This is a genomic window from Dinoroseobacter sp. S375 (assembly GCF_049800775.1).
Classification (GTDB): Bacteria; Pseudomonadota; Alphaproteobacteria; order Rhodobacterales; family Rhodobacteraceae; genus Dinoroseobacter.
Genome location: NZ_JBNAFR010000003.1, coordinates 265,011 through 283,530, shown reverse-complemented (window position 1 = coordinate 283,530; position 18,520 = coordinate 265,011). Strand labels below are relative to the sequence as shown.

The 18,520-nt window shown below is 61.1% G+C and carries 17 protein-coding genes; 9 read left to right on the top strand and 8 right to left on the bottom strand.

What is annotated here, in order from left to right:
* Positions 1 to 379 precede the first annotated feature (379 nt).
* On the bottom strand, positions 380 to 577 hold the full coding sequence (locus tag ACP150_RS09180; protein WP_424966299.1) for a hypothetical protein: 198 nt from the start codon (positions 575 to 577) through the stop codon (positions 380 to 382).
* A gap of 1,018 nt (positions 578 to 1,595) precedes the next feature.
* On the opposite strand from ACP150_RS09180, the gene ACP150_RS09175 reads away from it, so the two are divergent.
* From ACP150_RS09175 to ACP150_RS09165, 3 genes are all read left to right on the top strand, one after another.
* Positions 1,596 to 2,114, top strand: coding sequence for a flagellar hook-length control protein FliK (locus ACP150_RS09175; RefSeq protein ID WP_424966298.1), 519 nt, complete (start codon positions 1,596 to 1,598; stop codon positions 2,112 to 2,114).
* 8 nt (positions 2,115 to 2,122) lie between these two features.
* Entirely contained in the window at positions 2,123 to 2,788 is a 666-nt protein-coding gene (locus ACP150_RS09170; protein ID WP_424966297.1) for a flagellar hook capping FlgD N-terminal domain-containing protein, read from the top strand.
* Between the two features lie 93 nt (positions 2,789 to 2,881).
* Positions 2,882 to 3,733: a phosphotransferase gene (locus ACP150_RS09165; RefSeq protein ID WP_424966296.1), complete on the top strand. Its 852-nt coding sequence runs from the start codon at positions 2,882 to 2,884 to the stop codon at positions 3,731 to 3,733.
* Here the strand turns inward: ACP150_RS09165 and ubiB are convergent.
* Together ubiB and ubiE are read right to left on the bottom strand one after the other, a co-directional pair.
* The gene (ubiB, locus tag ACP150_RS09160; RefSeq protein WP_424966295.1) at positions 3,695 to 5,224 is read right to left on the bottom strand and encodes a 2-polyprenylphenol 6-hydroxylase; all 1,530 of its coding nucleotides are present in this window, start codon (positions 5,222 to 5,224) and stop codon (positions 3,695 to 3,697) included. The genes ACP150_RS09165 and ubiB overlap by 39 nt on opposite strands.
* 1 nt (position 5,225) lies before the next feature.
* Entirely contained in the window at positions 5,226 to 5,978 is a 753-nt protein-coding gene (ubiE, locus tag ACP150_RS09155) for a bifunctional demethylmenaquinone methyltransferase/2-methoxy-6-polyprenyl-1,4-benzoquinol methylase UbiE (RefSeq protein WP_424966294.1), read from the bottom strand.
* An 84-nt stretch (positions 5,979 to 6,062) separates the two neighbouring features.
* Here ubiE and mutM point away from each other — a divergent pair, with 84 nt between their 5' ends.
* The 6 genes from mutM to recF all read left to right on the top strand — a co-directional run bounded on the left by mutM (position 6,063) and on the right by recF (position 12,573).
* Positions 6,063 to 6,935 carry a bifunctional DNA-formamidopyrimidine glycosylase/DNA-(apurinic or apyrimidinic site) lyase gene (gene mutM / locus ACP150_RS09150; RefSeq protein WP_424966293.1) on the top strand — a complete coding sequence of 291 codons (873 nt, stop codon included), beginning with the start codon at positions 6,063 to 6,065 and terminating at the stop codon, positions 6,933 to 6,935.
* 61 nt (positions 6,936 to 6,996) lie between these two features.
* Positions 6,997 to 7,773 carry an enoyl-CoA hydratase gene (locus ACP150_RS09145; RefSeq protein WP_424966292.1) on the top strand — a complete coding sequence of 259 codons (777 nt, stop codon included), beginning with the start codon at positions 6,997 to 6,999 and terminating at the stop codon, positions 7,771 to 7,773.
* A gap of 92 nt (positions 7,774 to 7,865) precedes the next feature.
* Positions 7,866 to 8,132 carry a 30S ribosomal protein S20 gene (gene rpsT / locus ACP150_RS09140; RefSeq protein ID WP_424966291.1) on the top strand — a complete coding sequence of 89 codons (267 nt, stop codon included), beginning with the start codon at positions 7,866 to 7,868 and terminating at the stop codon, positions 8,130 to 8,132.
* A gap of 709 nt (positions 8,133 to 8,841) precedes the next feature.
* A complete protein-coding gene (gene dnaA / locus ACP150_RS09135) occupies positions 8,842 to 10,224 on the top strand; it encodes a chromosomal replication initiator protein DnaA (RefSeq protein ID WP_424966290.1) in 1,383 nt (460 codons plus the stop codon).
* Positions 10,225 to 10,362: 138 nt separating this feature from the next.
* On the top strand, positions 10,363 to 11,481 hold the full coding sequence (dnaN, locus tag ACP150_RS09130; RefSeq protein WP_424966289.1) for a DNA polymerase III subunit beta: 1,119 nt from the start codon (positions 10,363 to 10,365) through the stop codon (positions 11,479 to 11,481).
* 6 nt (positions 11,482 to 11,487) lie between these two features.
* Positions 11,488 to 12,573 (top strand): DNA replication/repair protein RecF, encoded by a 1,086-nt coding sequence (gene recF, locus ACP150_RS09125; protein ID WP_424966288.1) that lies wholly within the window; start codon positions 11,488 to 11,490, stop codon positions 12,571 to 12,573.
* Here recF and ACP150_RS09120 read toward each other — a convergent pair.
* From ACP150_RS09120 to ACP150_RS09100, 5 genes are all read right to left on the bottom strand, one after another.
* Complete coding sequence (locus ACP150_RS09120) at positions 12,570 to 13,673, bottom strand: flagellar basal body P-ring protein FlgI (protein ID WP_424966287.1); 1,104 nt, start codon at positions 13,671 to 13,673, stop codon at positions 12,570 to 12,572. The genes recF and ACP150_RS09120 overlap by 4 nt on opposite strands.
* Positions 13,670 to 14,680 carry a flagellin gene (locus ACP150_RS09115; protein ID WP_424966286.1) on the bottom strand — a complete coding sequence of 337 codons (1,011 nt, stop codon included), beginning with the start codon at positions 14,678 to 14,680 and terminating at the stop codon, positions 13,670 to 13,672. The genes ACP150_RS09120 and ACP150_RS09115 overlap by 4 nt, the downstream gene beginning before the upstream one ends.
* A 2-nt stretch (positions 14,681 to 14,682) precedes the next feature.
* On the bottom strand, positions 14,683 to 16,140 hold the full coding sequence (gene flgK, locus ACP150_RS09110) for a flagellar hook-associated protein FlgK (RefSeq protein ID WP_424966285.1): 1,458 nt from the start codon (positions 16,138 to 16,140) through the stop codon (positions 14,683 to 14,685).
* A gap of 24 nt (positions 16,141 to 16,164) precedes the next feature.
* Positions 16,165 to 17,475: a flagellar hook protein FlgE gene (locus tag ACP150_RS09105; protein WP_424966284.1), complete on the bottom strand. Its 1,311-nt coding sequence runs from the start codon at positions 17,473 to 17,475 to the stop codon at positions 16,165 to 16,167.
* Positions 17,476 to 17,558: 83 nt separating this feature from the next.
* Complete coding sequence (locus ACP150_RS09100; protein ID WP_424966283.1) at positions 17,559 to 18,377, bottom strand: flagellar motor protein MotB; 819 nt, start codon at positions 18,375 to 18,377, stop codon at positions 17,559 to 17,561.
* Positions 18,378 to 18,520 lie beyond the last annotated feature (143 nt).

The window sequence follows — 18,520 nt, the reverse complement described above, 5'->3', positions numbered from 1 at the left end:
AGGCGGAAGACCCTCGCACAAATGCCAAGAGCGCAGCGGGGACACCGGCTCCTGGCGAAGACGGCCCGAAATCAGAGGGGGCCGCGACGAAACCAGCTGATGATGGGGACACGGTTGACGCCCAATCCGACCCAGCCCGTCCAATGGAAACCGACGCTGGCAAGACCGCGGCGGCGGCTCCGGACATGCGTACCGACGCGGAAAACACGATTACGACTGGCGAGAGCGATGCGGAGAAAGGGCTACAGAATACAAGCTCTTCGGTCTCTGCCAGCGCTGTTTCCCAAAGACCGTCGCAAAGCGTTGAGGCATTCCCAGTGCTCGGAGCCGCAAAGCAACTGGTCGAGACGGGCGCGGTAAAGGCCGAACCGCTCGCAGGTCAAATGGACCGCCCGGAAACCTCGGTCAGACCTCCGCTCATGACATCGGCAGCTCCCGGCGCTTTGGAGGCCATTGGCGCACCCTTGGTCGCGAAGGCGGAGCCATCCGCTATTTCTGACCGTCCGATGCCGACACCCATCCCGGTCTCGACTTCGGCGGACCCTCGCGGCGCCTCGAACATCTTGGCAGGCGTCATACCAGCGTCCCGGTCGACCGGACCGAACGACCTCGCAGGACAGAAAACTGACGGGGTCGTGCCCACCAGACGTCCGGGGGATGTGACCGCTGAGATCTCCAACCAAACGCCTTCGGACAAGACAGCCAAGGTTGTCGCAAACGCGCCGCAGCAAAGACAACTCTCTTCAATGACCCTGAGCGAAACCGCATTCGGCATGCGGACAGCTGCGACAGGGGCTTCGACCGCAGAAACAGTTTCCCGAGATCCGTCTTTCGACATGCAGGGGCCACCACGCCCTCCAACCGGGCCCGGTACAGTCCTCAGCACTCTGGCCGCCCGCGGTCCGAATACCGCTCCGGGGAGCGGGCCAAACCCGACTGCGGACATCGGCGAGACGCCCGGGACGCCAGAGGCCAACAGATCGAACATCTCGGGCGACGCTGTGCCCAGTGCCCAGGCTGAGGGCTTGTCCACGAAAGCACAGATACCCCCGATGTCGTCATCAGCCGCAGGGATCCCTGCGCCCGGACCCGCCGAGGGCCCGGACGTCGCGCGTGAGCCGGCAATTGCAACGGCGGCCAAGCTGCCGCTGGGGGACATTGACGCCCCCGGAGCAGGCGGTTCCCAACTTCGCGCAGAGATCCGACAGGTTGTCGCTGCGCCCGTTGCCGCGACAGGCGATCTGGAACCTCCGACGAAAACCTCGGAGCAAGGATCATTCCCGCGCGCGGAGCTGAAAGGTGACGCCTCACCTGCATCAAGCAATCAAAACACGCCTTCGGGATCCACAGGTTCAGCCCCTCCATTCACGGCAGTACAAACGCAAAGCCCGGTACAAATTACCGCAGTGAAACAGGCCCCGCCTGCGTCGAGCGATGACCAGGGCGGGACCGATACGGCGCAGCAGCTTTCGAACCGCGTTAATACTGAAACCACGCAAACGCGGGCTCAGTATGGGCTCGGACAGAGTGGTCAAACCGCGACGGTTGCAGGGCAGACTGGCCTGACGACGACCGCTGCTCCGTCCCCTGCCACCGTGTCGAACAAGCTCGACACGTTCGAGGACCTCACGCTTGGAGGACCTTCATCCGCCACCGATACCTCCACAACGCGCAGCGAAATTGCAGCGACAGCTGGCCAGCGGAGCAATCCGACCGCGCAAGCCATCCTGGCCCAGCTGCAGGCCGCACTCCCCAAGGCGAATGGCGAGGCGACCGAGATTCTGCTGAACCCGGAGGAACTCGGGCGCGTGCGCATGACGCTTTCGGGGGGCGATGGCGTAGGCTCGGTTCTGTTGCAGGTGGAGCGCCCGGAAACGCTCGACCTGATACGCCGCAATATCGAGCAGATGCGCGCTGAGCTCGCCGAGGCTGGCTGGGACTCCGTTACCTTCAACTTCGCGCAAGGCGGGTCGGACTCTTCCGAGGGCTCGTCTGATCGCGGCCAATCCGGGCACACCCCAGGGTCTGCCGTGCCTGCTGAGACCGCCCAAGAAACACCACTTCCGGCTTCACGCGCCAATGCTTCCGCGTCCGGCCTGGACCTGAGACTATAGGAGACACCATGGACGCTGTTTCAGGGGTCACATCGACCGCCGCACAGACCAGCACTTCGTCGAGCTCAAACTCCGCCACGGCCATCGCCTCGGATTTCGAGACGTTCCTGACCATGCTGACCACACAGCTCGAGAATCAGGACCCCCTGGATCCGGTGGACAGCCAGGACCTCGCGGTTCAGCTCGCGACCTTCTCCGGGGTTGAACAGCAAACGCGGACCAATGCCCTGCTGGAGGATCTCGGCGGTCAGATGGGGTTGATGAACCTCTCCCAACTGGCCAGTTGGGTCGGGATGGACGCTCTGGCCTCGGGCGAGCTCTACTTCGATGGGTCTCCAATCGAGATCCGACCGGAGATCCCGGCCGTCGCCGATACGGCCGAGCTGGTCGTGTTCCGCTCCGATGGCACCGAGGTGCAACGCCTCGCCATGGACACGTCTGCGGAAACCGCCCTTTGGGCCGGGGTCGGCGCCGATGGCAATCCCCTGCCGGACGGTGCCTATACTCTGGCGGTGGCTTCCACAGCCCGGGGCGAGGAGCTGCCCTTGGGCCAGGTCTCCGCCTATCGTGAAGTCCTCGAGGTGAAGGCGTCAGGTGGCGGGACACAACTTGTCACCGAAGGCGGCATCGAAGTGGACTCCTCCTCCGTGATCAGTCTGAGGCAACCCCTCTAGAACCGATCTGGTCAGCCCCGCTCTCTCTGGCTATAGCTCCGCGCCATGGCCGGCTCGCCCCCCCAGATCAGACTGACGGAGATTTCCGTCGCCTTGCGCAGAACCCTTGCGGATCTGGGTCTCTCTGAGGACAGGCTGCAGCGGATCGATAAAGGGGGCACCAGCCATGTCTGGTTGCATGATGCGGCGGATGGCCCCTCCACGATCCTGAAGGCTTCGAGCGTGGATCGCGGCACCCCCCTGTTCCCGAATGATCCAAGAGCAGAATGGGAGGCGATGAAGCGGCTGAGCAGCAAGGCCTTGTCGCCCTTTCCCCTGTCGATCCGCGCGCTTGAGGGGGGGACAACGCTGCTGGTGTCCCAATATCTGCGGCCCGAAGGCCCCGTCACGACCGAAGCGCTCGCAGAATTGCTGCGCCGAATTCACAAGACCCCCGGATGGGACGGGTTGGCCCGGCAGTCTCACGACACCCTGGAGTTGCGCGCGCAAGGGGTCACCATGCTTTCAAAAAGCAGCGCACCGGCATGGCTGATGAACCTCGCTCCAAAGGCCGTGGTGGGAACCCTGACTACCCCTCTGGTCCTTGTTCACCGAGACCTGGTGCCGGCCAATGCCGCGATGCTGGCGACCGGCGCAGCCGTTGCTCTGGACTGGCAGTGCCCGGCCCTCGGGGATCCTTGCGAAGACATCGCGCATGCGACGTCACCGGGCATGCAATCTCTGTCTGACACGCCAGTCATCATCAAGGACGCGGACCTGCTCAGGGCCTACGGGGACGCAGAAGTGTCGCGCGCCTATACCCGGCGCGCACCGTTCTATCGCTGGCGCATGGCCTGCTACTGCCAGTGGCAGCTGGACCGTGGGCAGCTGGACTATGCCACTGCACTGGACCGGGAATGCACCGCCCTAGAAGAGGCCCGCGAGCGCGCCGATCGTGCCTGCTGAGACGGCCCCCGCGACAAACCAGGCCCAGCCCGGAACCCGCGCCACCTTGGGCGGCGGCGTGGCCAATGTGGTCTGGCGAATGAGCGCGGCTTCCGCGAGCTGCGGCAAGCGCGGACCGAACTTGCCCAGAACCCGAACCGTCGCGGTCAGGTCCCGCAGCAGGGCCTTGGGCCCCACATTTTGCGCGATATAGGATCCAACGATCGGCTGCGCGACTTCCCAGATATTGATCCGCGGGTTCAAGGAGCGGGCCACCCCTTCGACCACGACCATGGTGCGCTGCAACAGGATCAGTTCGGTCCGTGTTTCCATCCCGAACCGCTCGGTAACCTCGAAGAGATAGGCCAAGAGTCGCGCCATGGAGATGCGCGAGGCATCCATCCCGAAAATCGGCTCCCCGACCGAGCGCAGCGCCTGCGCGAACTGATCGATATCCCGGTCTGCGGGCACGTATCCCGCCTCGAAATGAACCTCGGCGACCCGGCGATAGTCTTTCTGGATGAACCCCATGAGGATCTCGGCATAGACCCGGCGCGTATACTCGTCGATCCGCCCCATGATGCCGAAATCGAGCGCGATGATGTCCCCGGACGGCCCGACCTTGAGGTTGCCCTGATGCATATCCGCATGGAAATACCCGTCACGCAGGGCCTGGCTGAGAAACAGCGACAGCACCCGGCTGCCCAATTCCATCGTGTCGATTCCGGCCGCTCGAATGGCGTCGACATCATGCATCGGAAGGCCTTCGACCCAGGACAGGGTCATGACCCGGCGCGCCGAGAGATCCCAATGAACCTCGGGGACCTTGAACCCGGCATCCTGCGCCGTGGTCGCCGCGAACTCCCCGGCGGCGGAGGCCTCGAGCCGGAGATCCAGCTCCCCCATGACCACGCCTTCGAAATGCTCGATCACATCGATGGGCCGCAAGCGCCGCGCGCCGGGCGCAAAGAGCGAAACCGCCTGTGCGATCAGGTAGAAGGCGTCGATATCCTTACGGAACGCCTTCTCGATCCCCGGGCGCAGGACCTTGATCGCAACAGCCTCGCCGGTCTCGGCGAGCCGCGCCTTGTGAACCTGAGCGATCGAGGCGGCGGCCACGGGCGGCGAGAAGTCGGAGAAGACGCTTTCCACCGGCATCTCCAGCTCGCGGGCCACTTCGCGCTTGGCCTCCTCGGCGGTGAAGGGCGGCAGCTTGTCCTGCAGAACCTTCAACTGATCCGCCAGTTCCTGCCCGACCACATCCGGCCGGGTCGAGAGGATCTGGCCGAACTTGATATAGGCCGGCCCGAGCGCGGTCAGCGCCCGGGTCACCGGTGGCATGCTCTCATCCCCCTTGAGCCCGAGCCATTGGAACGGCCAGCCCAGCACCCGTGCGGCCAGCCGCAAGGCGGGGGGCGCATCCATCGCCTCGAGCGCCACGCGCATGGCCCCTGTCCGCTCAAAGGTGGCTCCGGTTCGGATCAGGCGCCAGAAGTTATGGGGTCCGCGCATCCTAGAGCTTCCACCCGGAATGCAGCGCGGCGATCCCGAAGCTCAGATTGCGATACTTCACCTGTTCGAACCCGGCCCCGCGGATCATATCGGCAAAGGTCTCCTGATCCGGGAAACGCCGGATGGATTCCACGAGATACTGATAGCTCTCGCGGTCATTCGCCACCATCTGGCCCATGGGCGGGATCACGTTGAAAGAGTAGAGGTCATAGGCTTTCTGCAGCCCGGGATTGGGCAGCTGGCTGAATTCGAGCACCATCAACCGACCGCCCGGCTTGAGCACGCGAAAGGCCTCGGACAGCGCGTCGGCAATCCGGGTCACGTTCCGGATCCCGAAACTGATCGTATAGACGTCGAAGCTTTTGCTCTCGAAGGGCAGCGCCATGGCATCGCCCACCAGCCAGTCGAGCCGCGTGTCCATCGCCTCGGCCTCGGCGCGCTGCCGCCCGGCGACCAGCATACTCTCGGTCAGGTCGAGCACCACGGCCTCGGCGCCGGGGGCCCGCTTGAGGAACCGGAAAGAGATGTCCCCCGTGCCGCCCGCCACATCGAGCAGACGCTGACCATCCCGCGGGGCCAGCCAATCCATCATCGCATCCTTCCAGACCCGGTGCAGACCAGCGGACATCAGGTCATTCATCACATCGTATTTCGACGCGACATTCGTGAAGACACCCTGCACGAGCGAGGCCTTGTCCTGCTCGGCCACCGTCTGGTAGCCGAAATGCGTGGTTTTCTCATTCTTCTCGGTCATGTGCTCTTGCCATCGGTGGATGCTGCCCCCTCCTTATAGGCTGCGTCTTGGCGGTGACAACGTGCTGCAACGCAGGGGGAGCTGATGCCTGAACTTCCAGAGGTCGAAACGGTCCGTCGCGGGCTGGATCCGGTCATGACCGGTCAGCGGATTATCGCGGCAGATGTGCGGCGCCCGGATTTGCGCTGGCCCCTGCCCGAACGCATGGCCGAACGCATCAGCGGGGCAAGGGTGCAACGGCTCGGACGGCGCTCGAAATACATCCTCGCCGAGCTCGACACGGGCGAGACCCTGATCATCCATCTCGGCATGTCCGGGCGCATTCTGATCCACGCCCCGCAGGCGGCAGAACCTGCCCATGGCCCCGGGGCGTTTCACCACACATTGCCCGCACTCGAGAAACACGACCATGTGGTCTTTGACTTCGAGACCGGCGCGCGGGTGGTTTTCAACGATGCGCGGCGCTTCGGGGCGATGGATCTCGCCCCGAGCGACGCGGTCGAGGCCCATCCGATGCTCGCCAGTCTCGGGCCCGAGCCACTGGGGAACGCCTTTGACGAGGACTATCTCGTGGCACGCCTCAAGGGCCGGAACACACCGATCAAATCCGCCCTGCTCGACCAGAAGATCATCGCAGGGCTTGGCAACATCTATGTCTGCGAAGCGCTCTACCGGGCCGGGATCGCGCCACACCGCAAGGCCGCGCGGATCTCGGAAGCCCGGGTGCGCAGCCTTGTGCCGATCATCCGCGCGGTGCTTGGCGAGGCCATCGAGGCGGGCGGATCCTCTTTGAAAGACTATCGGCAAACCGATGGCGATCTGGGGTATTTCCAGCACCGATTCCGCGTTTACGACCGCGAAGGCGCGTCCTGCCAGACGCCGGGATGCCCAGATGTAGTGCGCCGGATCGTGCAATCAGGCAGATCGTCCTTCTATTGTCCGAGCTGCCAAAGATAACCTTGCACCCCGCGCTCCAGTTGGTAACCCTGCCCGGGCTGGGAACAACGGGAGCGGCTGAATGGCCTACAACACGCTGATCGTCGATGTGGAGGACCATGTCGCACTGATCCGGCTGAACAGACCGGACGCGCTGAATGCTCTGAACACGGAACTTCTCCAAGAGCTCGCCAAGGCGTTGAAGACCGCGGAAGAGAACGAGAAGGTCCGCTGCATCATTCTCACCGGGTCCGACAAGGCCTTTGCCGCCGGTGCCGATATCAAGGAGATGTCCGACAAGACCTTCGTGGATGTGTTCGGGTCGGACCTGTTCGGGCCAGAGGTCGAGCGCCTGCTGAACTGCCGCAAGCCGATCATCGCCGCGGTGTCGGGCTACGCCCTGGGCGGCGGGTGCGAGATCGCCATGATGTGCGATTTTATCATCGCGTCGGAAACAGCGAAATTCGGCCAACCCGAGATCAATCTTGGCGTGGTCGCCGGGATCGGCGGCACGCAGCGCCTGACCCGCTTTGTCGGCAAATCGAAATCCATGGACATGCACCTGACAGGCCGGTTCATGGACGCGCAGGAGGCCGAACGCTCTGGCCTCGTCAGCCGGGTCGTCCCGGTGAAAAAGCTGATGGAAGAGGCGATGGGTGCGGCCCACAAGATCGCCGAGAAGTCACAACTGACGGCCATGGCGGTGAAGGAGGCGGTCAACCGCTCCTACGAGACATCGCTGCGCGAGGGGCTGTTGTTCGAACGGCGTTTGTTCCACGCCATGTTCGCCACCGAGGACCAGAGCGAAGGCATGGGGGCCTTCCTCGAGAAGCGCGAACCGCAGTTCCGGGACAAATAGGGCATTTGCCCTGTTCACAGGTTGACTTGACCGCGAGTCGCTTCTATTGGAGCGGTTCAGAATTTTACTCGTGACATCAAGTGGGAGGCCTCATGGCCAACTCGCCTCAGGCAAAGAAACGCGCGCGCCAGAACGAGCGTCGCGCTGACGTTAACAAGGCGCGTCGGTCGCGCATCCGCACGTATCTGCGCAAGGTGGAAGAAGCCATTGCGTCCGGGGACTATGCGGTGGCCACCGATGCTCTGCGCTCGGCTCAACCGGAGCTGATGCGGGGCGTGACGAAGGGCATCGTGCACAAGAACACGGCAGCCCGGAAAATGTCGCGCCTGACCAAGCGGGTGAAAGCGCTCAGCGCCTGATCGCTCACCCTCAGGTTGAAAAAAATTTGAAAGCGCCTCCATTCGGGGGCGTTTTTGCTTTTATGACGGAATTCCCCAGCATTTCATGAACCTTACTCGGCCAGCCCAACATCAACCCAGGGTTGTGTAAAGATTCGATGAACGATATCCCCGGAGTCAACAAAGAAGATTTGTTGCGAGACCGGTGGACCAGTTGATACCCATGTCCCAGCGAGTCACACGGAAGTGAGTTAGGATATGAGCGCGGGCCCAAATCCCGTCGTCGGAGAGGCTTTGCCTCATGACGTCTGGGACAGTCTCTCACAGGATGCAAACGCGGTGTTGGTGGATGTCAGATCTGCCGCCGAGTGGGCGTTCGTGGGCGTGCCCGATCTCAGCGATCTCGGCCGTGCGCCCATTCGAGTCGAATGGGCCAGCTTCCCCGAGATGTCTCGGAACGTGGACTTCGCACAGCAGGTGCTGGACGCCCTTGGAGGAGCTGCTCCCTCGCAGGCGTTTTTTATCTGCCGGTCCGGGGCACGCTCACTCAGTGCTGCACAGACCATGGCGCAAGCGTTTGCCGAGCGAGGCGAGTCGGTGGTTTGCGTGAACGTGACGGAGGGTTTTGAAGGAGACCTGAACGACGAGAAGCACCGCGGCACGCGGTGTGGATGGAAGGCACGTGGACTGTCATGGGTGCAGTCCTAAACACTTATAAAAAGGGCAAAAAATGACCGAAGACACTTGGGGGAGTGTTCAGAATGATCTGCTTAAGACTGTCGGGCAAAACAACTACCTTACTTGGATCGAGCCACTGAAATTTACGGACTGCCGCGAAGGGGTCGTCCGTTTCGAAGCACCATCAAACTTTGTCGGAAACTGGGTCGCGCGGAACTACCGTGACGACATTCTGCAGCATCTCTTGTCGGCGGGCGTACAGGTGAACCGTATCGAATTCGATGTTGCACGTCTGGCCGCCACGGCCCGGAACAATGCATCCGTCGCGAAGACTGCGGCACCGGCGACCAAGGCAACACCGGCGGCAGGCGAAAAGCCGGTTCCGTCCGCGTCGCTGCAAAGTGCTCCGCTGGACTCGCGACTGACATTCGAGAACTTTGTGGTCGGCAAACCTAATGAGCTGGCGCATGCATCCGCACGGCGCGTGGCCGAAGGGGGACCGGTGTCGTTCAACCCGTTGTTCCTCTATGGAGGCGTCGGTCTTGGAAAGACACATCTGATGCACGCCATTGCCTGGGAAGCCTGCTCACGCAACCCAGAGTTGAAAGTGCTGTATCTTTCGGCGGAACAATTCATGTATCGCTTTGTTCGCGCTCTGCGCGATCGAAACACCATGGAGTTCAAGGAGCTGTTTCGCTCGGTTGACCTGCTTATGGTGGATGACGTGCAGTTCATCGCAGGCAAGGACAGCACCCAGGATGAATTCTTTCACACGTTCAACTCGCTGATCGATCAGAACAAGCAGATCATCATCTCGGCGGACCGCGCACCGGGCGAGATCGACGGGCTCGAGGATCGGATCCAGTCGCGCCTGTCGAGCGGTCTTGTCGTGGACCTGCATCCGACGGATTACGAACTGCGACTCGGGATCCTGCAACAGCGGCTTCAGGACCACATCGCCAACGGCGAATCGATCCATATCGATGACGGGGTGCTGGAGCTTCTGGCGCAACGGATCTCGACCAATGTGCGCGTGCTTGAAGGGGCCTTGAACCGCCTGTTCGCGTTCTCGTCCCTCGTGGGTCAGCACATCACGATCGAGGTTGCGCAAGAGGCCCTGTCGGACATGATCCGGGCCAATGATCGGAGGGTAACCGTGGACGAGATCATGCAGACGGTCTCGAAATTCTACAACGTGCGCATGACCGATCTTCTTGGCCCCCGCCGCACGCGCGCCATAGCACGACCGCGGCAGTTGGCCATGTATCTGGCCAAGACCCTGACCACCCGGTCACTGCCGGAGATCGGACGTCGCTTCGGCGGCCGCGACCACACCACGGTCATTCATGCGGTCAAACGGATCGAGGCCCTGCGCGACGAAGACCCGCAGGTTAAGGAAGACCTGCAGATCCTGACCCGGACCCTTCAGGTCTGACCGGGACAGGCCATAGGCCCGCAACAGGTAGGCGGGCCTTGACGCCCCCCTCAAACCATTGGAAGTTCGCATTTAGCGCTTGAGCACTTTGCAAGAATGCTTAGGCTCGAGCGCTCCCGGGGGGCATAGGACAACGCTATGAAAATCAGCATCGAGCGGGCCACTCTTCTTAGGGCCGTTAGCCAGGCGCAATCGGTTGTCGAGCGGCGCAACACCATTCCGATCCTAGCGAATGTGCTGATCGAGGCCGAGGGCGATGCCGTAAGCTTTCGCGCCACGGATCTGGATATCGAGGTGGTGGATCGGGTCTCTGCCCAGGTTGAGCGCGCGGGGGCGACGACCGTGCCGGCCGTGACACTGCACGAAATTGTCCGGAAACTCCCGGATGGTGCGCTTGTCCAACTGATCGATGACAGTGCCAAGGGACGGCTGGAAGTTGTCGCCGGACGGTCGAACTTCTCGCTCGCGACCCTGCCCCGCGAAGATTTCCCCGTGATGACAACGGCGGAATATACGAGCAACTTCTCGGCGCCCGCGAAGGTTCTGAGGCGGCTGTTCGAAAAGTCCAAATTCGCGATTTCGACCGAAGAAACCCGTTACTATCTCAACGGTGTGTACATGCATGTCGCGGATGGCGAGGATGGTCGCTGCCTGCGCTGTGTGGCAACAGATGGACACCGGCTGGCGCGCATCGATACGGACTTGCCGGATGCGGCCGAGACAATGCCGGGCGTGATCGTCCCCCGCAAGACCGTGGGAGAGCTTCGCAAACTCCTGGAAGACGATGACGCGCAGATCGCCGTGTCCGTATCTGAAACGAAAGTCCGTTTCGCGACCCCCGAGATTACGCTCACCTCCAAGGTGATCGATGGCACCTTCCCCGATTACACCCGGGTCATTCCCATGGGGAATTCGCGCAAACTCGAAGTGGATGCCTCTGAGTTTGCCAAGGCTGTAGATCGTGTGGCGACGGTTAGTTCCGAACGGTCTCGTGCTGTGAAGCTGGCCCTGGACGAAGATCGTCTGGTCTTGTCGGTCAACGCCCCCGATAGCGGCGCCGCTGAAGAGGAGCTTGCTGTGGCCTATGGCGATGAGCGGCTCGAGATCGGTTTCAATGCGAAATACCTTCTGGAGATTGCAAGCCAGGTTGATCGTGAGAACGCCGTGTTTCTTTTCAACTCCGCCGCTGACCCTACGATGATGCGCGAAGGCGGCGATTCTTCAGCAGTCTACGTCGTTATGCCCATGCGGGTGTGATCGCGTGTGGCGAAGCTAGCGGTCGAGCATCTTCACCTTTCCCATTTTCGATCCCACAAATCGCTCAAGCTGGATTTGGAGCCAGGCCCGGTGGTCCTCTATGGGCCAAATGGCGCGGGTAAAACCAACATACTTGAGGCGCTTAGCCTGTTGTCTCCGGGTCGTGGACTGCGCAGGGCAAAATCCAATCAGCTGGCCCGTCAGCCCGAAGCCATTGGTTGGAAGATCACCGCGCATGTGTCGAAGGGCCAAGACCACCATGTAGTGGAAACCGGCAGCGAAGATGCCGTAGCCCGTAACGTCCGGATTGATGGCAAAGCGAAGCCGCAGATTGCGCTTGGCGCGTTGGTGCCCGTGGTCTGGCTCGTTCCGGCAATGGATCGCCTGTGGACCGAAGCTGCCGAGGGGCGACGCCGGTTTTTGGACCGCCTCACGCTGAACTTCCGACCAGATCACGGAAAATCAGTTCTGAGCTACGAAAAGGCCATGCGCGATCGCAACCGGCTGCTCAAAGACGGGGCCCGGGATCCCCATTGGTATGACGCGCTCGAAGACCGGATGGCGCATTCCGGCGCACAGATCGTCGCCAACCGATTGGACACGCTGGATCGGATTACCAAGGCTCAAGATGAGACCAATGACTGCTTTCCTTCGGCCGGACTCGGACTGGCTGGCCCGGATGGGGGTCGCGTTCTTGCGGAGGGCGCGCGCCTAAAGGATGCCCTGCAGTCGGGTCGAAATCGGGATCTGCTGGCTGGTCGCACACTTACCGGACCGCATCGCGATGACCTGACAGCCCTTTACTCGGCAAAAGGGATGCTCGCCCAAGACTGCTCGACAGGAGAACAGAAAGCACTTCTGATTTCTTTGATCCTCGCAGTGGTTCGTTCATTGCGGTCCATGAACGCATCGCCACCATTGGTCCTGCTCGACGAGGTATCTGCGCATCTTGACCATGAGAGGCAGCTGGCACTTTACGATGAGATTTGCACATTAGGTGCACAGGCCTGGCTGACTGGTACGGAAAGCGATCTTTTCCAAGGTCTTGCTCAGCGCGCACAATTCGTCGAAGTCCGCGACGCTTCAACTTAGCGCACCAGGAACTCCGCGTGGAGCGCACCGGCGGCTTTGATGCTTTTCAGGATATCGATCATGTCTCTCGGGGCAACGCCCAGCGCGTTCAGGCCTGCAATGACTTCAGACAGATTTGTGCCTTCCTGAACTTCAGCAAGCCCAATGCCTGGCTCACGGTCAAGCTCCACTTCCTGCCTGGGGACGACAATCGTGTCCGCAGTCGAGAAGGGGTTTGGCACCGCAATCACCGGACGATCCTCGATCCGAATGGTCAGGTTTCCCTGAGACACCGCGACGCGAGAGACACGGACATCTTCCCCCATCACGATGGTGCCGGAGCGTTGATCCACCACCACACGCGCGCGCAACTCAGGCTCCACAAGGATGTTTTCGATGCGTCCGATTGCGTGTGCGGCGGACCGTAGACGTGTTCGTGCGATATCGATCTCCACGGTACCCGCATCGAGCATCAGCGCCACCTGCCTTTCGAAGAAGGCATTGATAGCGGTCTCAATCCGCGAGGCCGTCGTGAAATCAGGTGCACGCAGGGCCAACCGCAAGGAAGTCAGCTCGCCAAACTCGAAATCGACTTCCCGCTCGACGCGGGCGCCGGATGGAATGACCCCTGCCGTCGGAACCCCCGTAACGATCTCTTCATTGCCGCCACGGGCTGATTCCCCGCCAGCAATGATGGTACCTTGAGCAACCGCATAGATCTCCCCGTCAGCGGCGTTCATAGGTGTCATGATCAGCGTACCGCCGAGCAGACTTTTGGCGTCGCCAATCGCCGAAACGGTGACGTCAATCTGACTGCCCGCGCGTGCGAAGGGCGGCAACTCGGCCGTCACGATCACGGCTGCGACATTCTTGGGACGGAACTGCTCGCCCGAGACATTTACGCCCAGACGCTCCAGAATGTTTCCCAGTATCTCTTCGGTGAACGGCGCGTTTCGAATGCCGTCCCCCGTTCCATTGAGCCCGACCACGAGGCCATAGCCGACAAGATCGTTCCCTCTGACGCCATCAAACTCAACCAGGTCCTTGAGACGGATAGGCGTTGCGAAGCTCTGCGTGGCGAGGCAGAGGCACAAAAGCCAGGACAAAAGAGACCTGATCATCGCAGATACTCGGTCATCGAAAGACTGCTGAGACGCGATGTCACCGCATACGTCGTCTCAAGTTGCAGCGCGACGGCTTCGAGTTGAGTCGCGACTTCATAAGGGTCTGCGGCGTAAATCTCGTTCAGCGCCATCTGGTACGTGCTCTTCTGCGTATCCAGGCGACCGCTGACGCCATCCAGAAACGCCTGTTGCGCCCCGAGCTCAGCTTGGATCACCGACAACCCGGTTTCGGAACTGAGCATCGCTTCACCGGCAGCACCAATCAGGTCCGCCTGCAGTTGCGCATCACCGTCGAACGCGCCTCTGGCCACGAGCGCCGCACTTGCAAAGGACGACATCACCTCGCGAATAGCCGGATCCGCCGCTGTGATACTCTGGGCAAGCCGCTCATCGGGCCCGACCGGGATTGCGGTCATGGGATCGGCAGACCCCTGATAAGCGAGGGTTTCAAAACCTCCCCCCGCATCCGAAAACCAGCTATCTACGATCGCGAGCGCATCTGCCGGCGTTGGCGCACCCGCAACGAGGGCGGTAAGTTCATTCATGATCTCCTCAGCAGCAATCAAAGGCGATCCATCCGTCGCCGCCCCACCAAAGATCGCGCGCCCGGATACGGAGACGTTCAACGCGGAAACAATGGTTGCCAGCTTCTGCTCGGCATCCTCTCCGGCCGCTTTGAGCATAGCGGGATCAGACACTTCGCCCGAAAGAATGAGGTTGGGACCAGCTTCAACGGTCAAATCGTTGATCAATGTCAGGGACGCCTGAGCTGTGTCAAACAGCAGAACGCCTTCGGTCACGGAGTTCTCATAGGCTGCCAGTGTTTTCAGGGACCCCTCGAGCGCGGAGACCGCGCTGAATTCGCCGCGCACCTCGGAGGCGATATCCTCTTTCTTCCCCGACGACATTTCGTAGGTCAGGGTACCGAGATTGCTCTTCAAGCGCGTCATCTGCATGCGGTTGGACATGGTTTGCGCGAGATCACCGATGGAGGTCGAAATCATGGTCAGATCCTCAGGAGCAAGTCGAGCATCTCGTCGACAGTTTGAATAACACGCGCATTCGCCGCGTAGGCATCTTCGATAACCAGAAGTTTCTGCAGCTCCTGATCCGTATCCACCCCGCGTTCGAGTTCAAGCGTCCGAAGCGCTTCCCACTTTGCGGATGTGTAGGCGACCTCTCCGTCGGAGGCTTGGCGCGCAGTCCCGATCTTGGAGAGAAAGTCGCTGGCCAGCTCAGATGCAGAGCGCGGAACAGAAGAGAACGACCCCGAGGATGTCACGCGCGGGTCATTCAACGCGTCTGACAATGACAAGAGGATGGTGCCCGCACCTGCCTCTCCGGGGGACGTCGCGCCAAGCCCGGCACGGAGCCTCCAGGATTCGCCTCCTTGATCCGGGTCCACAAGGGCGTTGATCGAAATGCGCCCAGCAAGCCCCGTCTCCGTGCTGATGTCAAACGCAGTCCCATCATCCGTAAAGAGCCCGGGATCCCCAGGCGCCAGCGTCGGGTCAATAGCGGGATCGGCAAAGCGTTCGATCAGGTCTCTTGCAACCGCATCGACATCCTGCTGGGCCGATACCGCCAATTCATCGCGAACCTCGAAGAGGGCCTCAAGAGATCCCCCCTTCAACGGATTGATACTCGTACTCGTATCAACCGGGTTTCCGTTCATTTCGATATAGTTGAGCCCACCGCCCTCCACGGTCATGTCGGGCACGATCGCTCCGACATCCTCGAAGACAAACTCCGCCGCACGCCCATCGAGCAAGACCCCGCCCCCATCGGAGATAAGCGCAACCTGTCCAAAATCCCGATCGACAACATTCACGGGTACGATGCTAGCGACCTGATCAATCAGGAGTTGGCGCTGGTCCATGAGCGCAAGAGCGTCATTCCCATTGGAGACCTGGCGTTGGATCTCCTTGTTCAGGTCTTCAATCTGAGACAGCGACGTGTTCAAAACGTCCACCTGAGAGGCGATCTGCTTTTCAGCCTCCAGACGTTCGGCTTGGATACCGTCGCTAAGATCCCGCAATGTCGTTGCCAGACTGTCTGCTGCGGCAACCGCACTCGACAGCCGCGCGTCCGAGTCCGGACGGCTCGCCGCCTCGATCAATGCCGCGTCAAACTTGGCAAGCTCGGACGACAGAGATCCGGCATCGCCGGGCAGGCCAATCGCGGCTTCGACGCTCGCATAGTAGCTGGCTTGCGTTGCCGCATTGGCGAAGGCGGCATCCGCAGCGCGACGATCCGCGAGAACGCGTTCGTCCACGCTTCGGGACACGCCATCGACCCTGACCCCGGCCCCCTGGCCGCCAAGCGACGCAGAGGACAGCTCCATTTCGCGCACGCCGTAGCCTTCGGTATTCGCATTGGCGATGTTCGCGGACACCATGGACGCGGCCTTGCTGGCCGCCGTGAGGCCAGAAAGCGCGTTGTTGAGAGCAGTCGTGACGGACATGGAAGGGTCCTTTTCCGATGATTATCAGCGTTTGATGTTGGTCGTTTCCTGCAACATCTCGTCAACGGTCTGAATGATCTTCGCGTTCGAGGAATAGGCTCGTTGCGTCGTGATCAACCGGGTCAGTTCACCCGCGACATCCGCTGTGGATTCCTCCAGAGCGAACCCCACGATGTCTCCGGTCGGACCATCTCCTGCGTCATAGAGGAAGAAGGCGCCGCTGTCGGAAGAGACCGAGTACGCCTGATTGTCTTTCGACATCAGACCGTTGGGGTTGGGCACATCAACGAGCGGAATCTGGTAAATCGTCCGCGTAGCCCCGTTGTCATAGATGGCATTCACCATCCCGTTCTCATCCACACGCACTCCTGTGAGCCCACCCACAGGTGTCCCGTTCTTGTCGTAATCGCTGGAGTAGGTATCGGACAGTTGCGTCATCTTGGTCGGAACGCCAGACCCGCCAAGTCCGCCAATCTCCAGAGAGATCGGGCCACCTGCCACGGTCAGATCCAGAGTACCTTCCGTGTCGTTGTAGGAACCACCGGAGAGCGCCGTTACAGATGCCAGGCTACCGCCTGTGTCGCGGCCCGTGTTGAAGACCAACTCGAACTCGGCAATCACAGCCCCGTCGGATGCGGAATCCGTGATCGACAAGGTCCAGGTATTCGATGCCCCAGACGCCGGAATAGTCGGCGTATAGGTGGCGGTCAGGGTCTCGGAGGTCCCGAGATTGCCGAAATACTCCATCGGCATGATGATCGGCTCAGCCCCGGAATCGGCCTTGGTTGCATCCGCAGGCAGGTTGATGTTCAGATCCATCAGCGTCGTCGGATCGCCGGCAAACTGGTTGTAGGTCACCTCGATCGGTTCAAGCCCGGCGACAGTATCCCGCGGGAAGTCCGGGACCGTTCCATCCGGATCCGCAGGCCATCCCATGAGGACCATACCCGTTGCCGTTGTCAGATACCCATCCTCATTCGGACTGAACGAGCCCGTCGTCATCAGATTGAGAGGGTAGTTTCCATTCGGGTTTTCCACCGCAGCCATCGTGGTCACGGGCAACATGCCACTGCCCGCAACGGCAAGGTCGGTGGAATTTGACGTCGCGACCAAGGGCCCTCGTTCGTCAATCACACGTGTGGTCGTGGCCCGGACACCACCGGCAGAATAACTGCCGCTGCCATTGTCCGTGATAACCATGGACTGGAAATCCGCCTCGGCCCGCTTGTAGCCATAGGTGGACGAATTCGCGATATTGTCCGAGATGGTCGCCAGACGCGTCGCATTCGCATTAAGTCCGGCAACACCCGCATTCAAAGAAGAAGAAATAGTCATTGTGCGCCTTTCTGCAGCATCGACTCCGATGATCGGAACTTGGAACCGAAGCTGTTAAAGGCGCCCTAATTTGGCCTTCTTTTTTACTTGGAATGGCTCGAACGCAGCAAGACAATCTCCAACCTGTTGTTTTGAATTGATATATCTGGATAAGCTTTCGGCTTGCGATCTGCCTGCCCCGAGACCATGACAATCCGCTCCGCCGGGAATCCGGCCTCCTGAAGCGACTTGCGCGCGACATGCGCCCGCTCTGTCGAGACTTCCCAGACATCGTTTTCGCGCAGAACCACGGGGCGACTCGGCACATGTCCGGTGACCGTCAGGCCATTGTCCACCACCTTGAAGACCTCCGCCACGACCAGAAGCAGCGCGGTGCCCAAAGGCGTGAGCTCATTCCCGCCGGGCACAAACACTGTGGCTCCGTCCTGATCATAGAGATTGACCACAAGTCCGCGATCGGTCACCCGCGTGGTCACATGGCGCTTGAGCTGCTCGGCCACGTCGCTCTCGCCGCTCAACCCCAACAGATCCTCTGACAAAGCCTGCAGGCGTGCGCCCTCGGCTTCCGCATCGGCGCGGGCCGATGCCGACCCATTGGTCCGGTCGGTGCCGCCCGTGCCACTGCGTGCCAAAGTCATCTCGGAGAAGATGTTATCCCCCCCGAACATCCCCTCGCCACCGCCAGAGATCCGGTTCACCGGGATCGTTGGATTGAAGTAATCCGCGATTCCCTTACGTTGTTTTTCGGTCGTTGCATTCAGCAGCCACATCAACATAAAAAAGGCCATCATCGCGGTCACGAAGTCCGCATAGGCAACTTTCCACGCACCCCCGTGGTGGCCGCCGCCTGCGATAACCTTTTTACGTTTGATGATGACTGGTGCGGGAAGGTCCCCACCCATCGCATCACCTCTATACTTCACCCAAGACCGGTTTTAGCCCGCAGGCTGTTAAGGTGGACCTAACAGTTCAAATGCGCCCTTTATTGACCAGTTGGTTAAACCCGCGCTCAGCCCGTCTCAGCCGTTTGCGTGCGCGCCGCGAT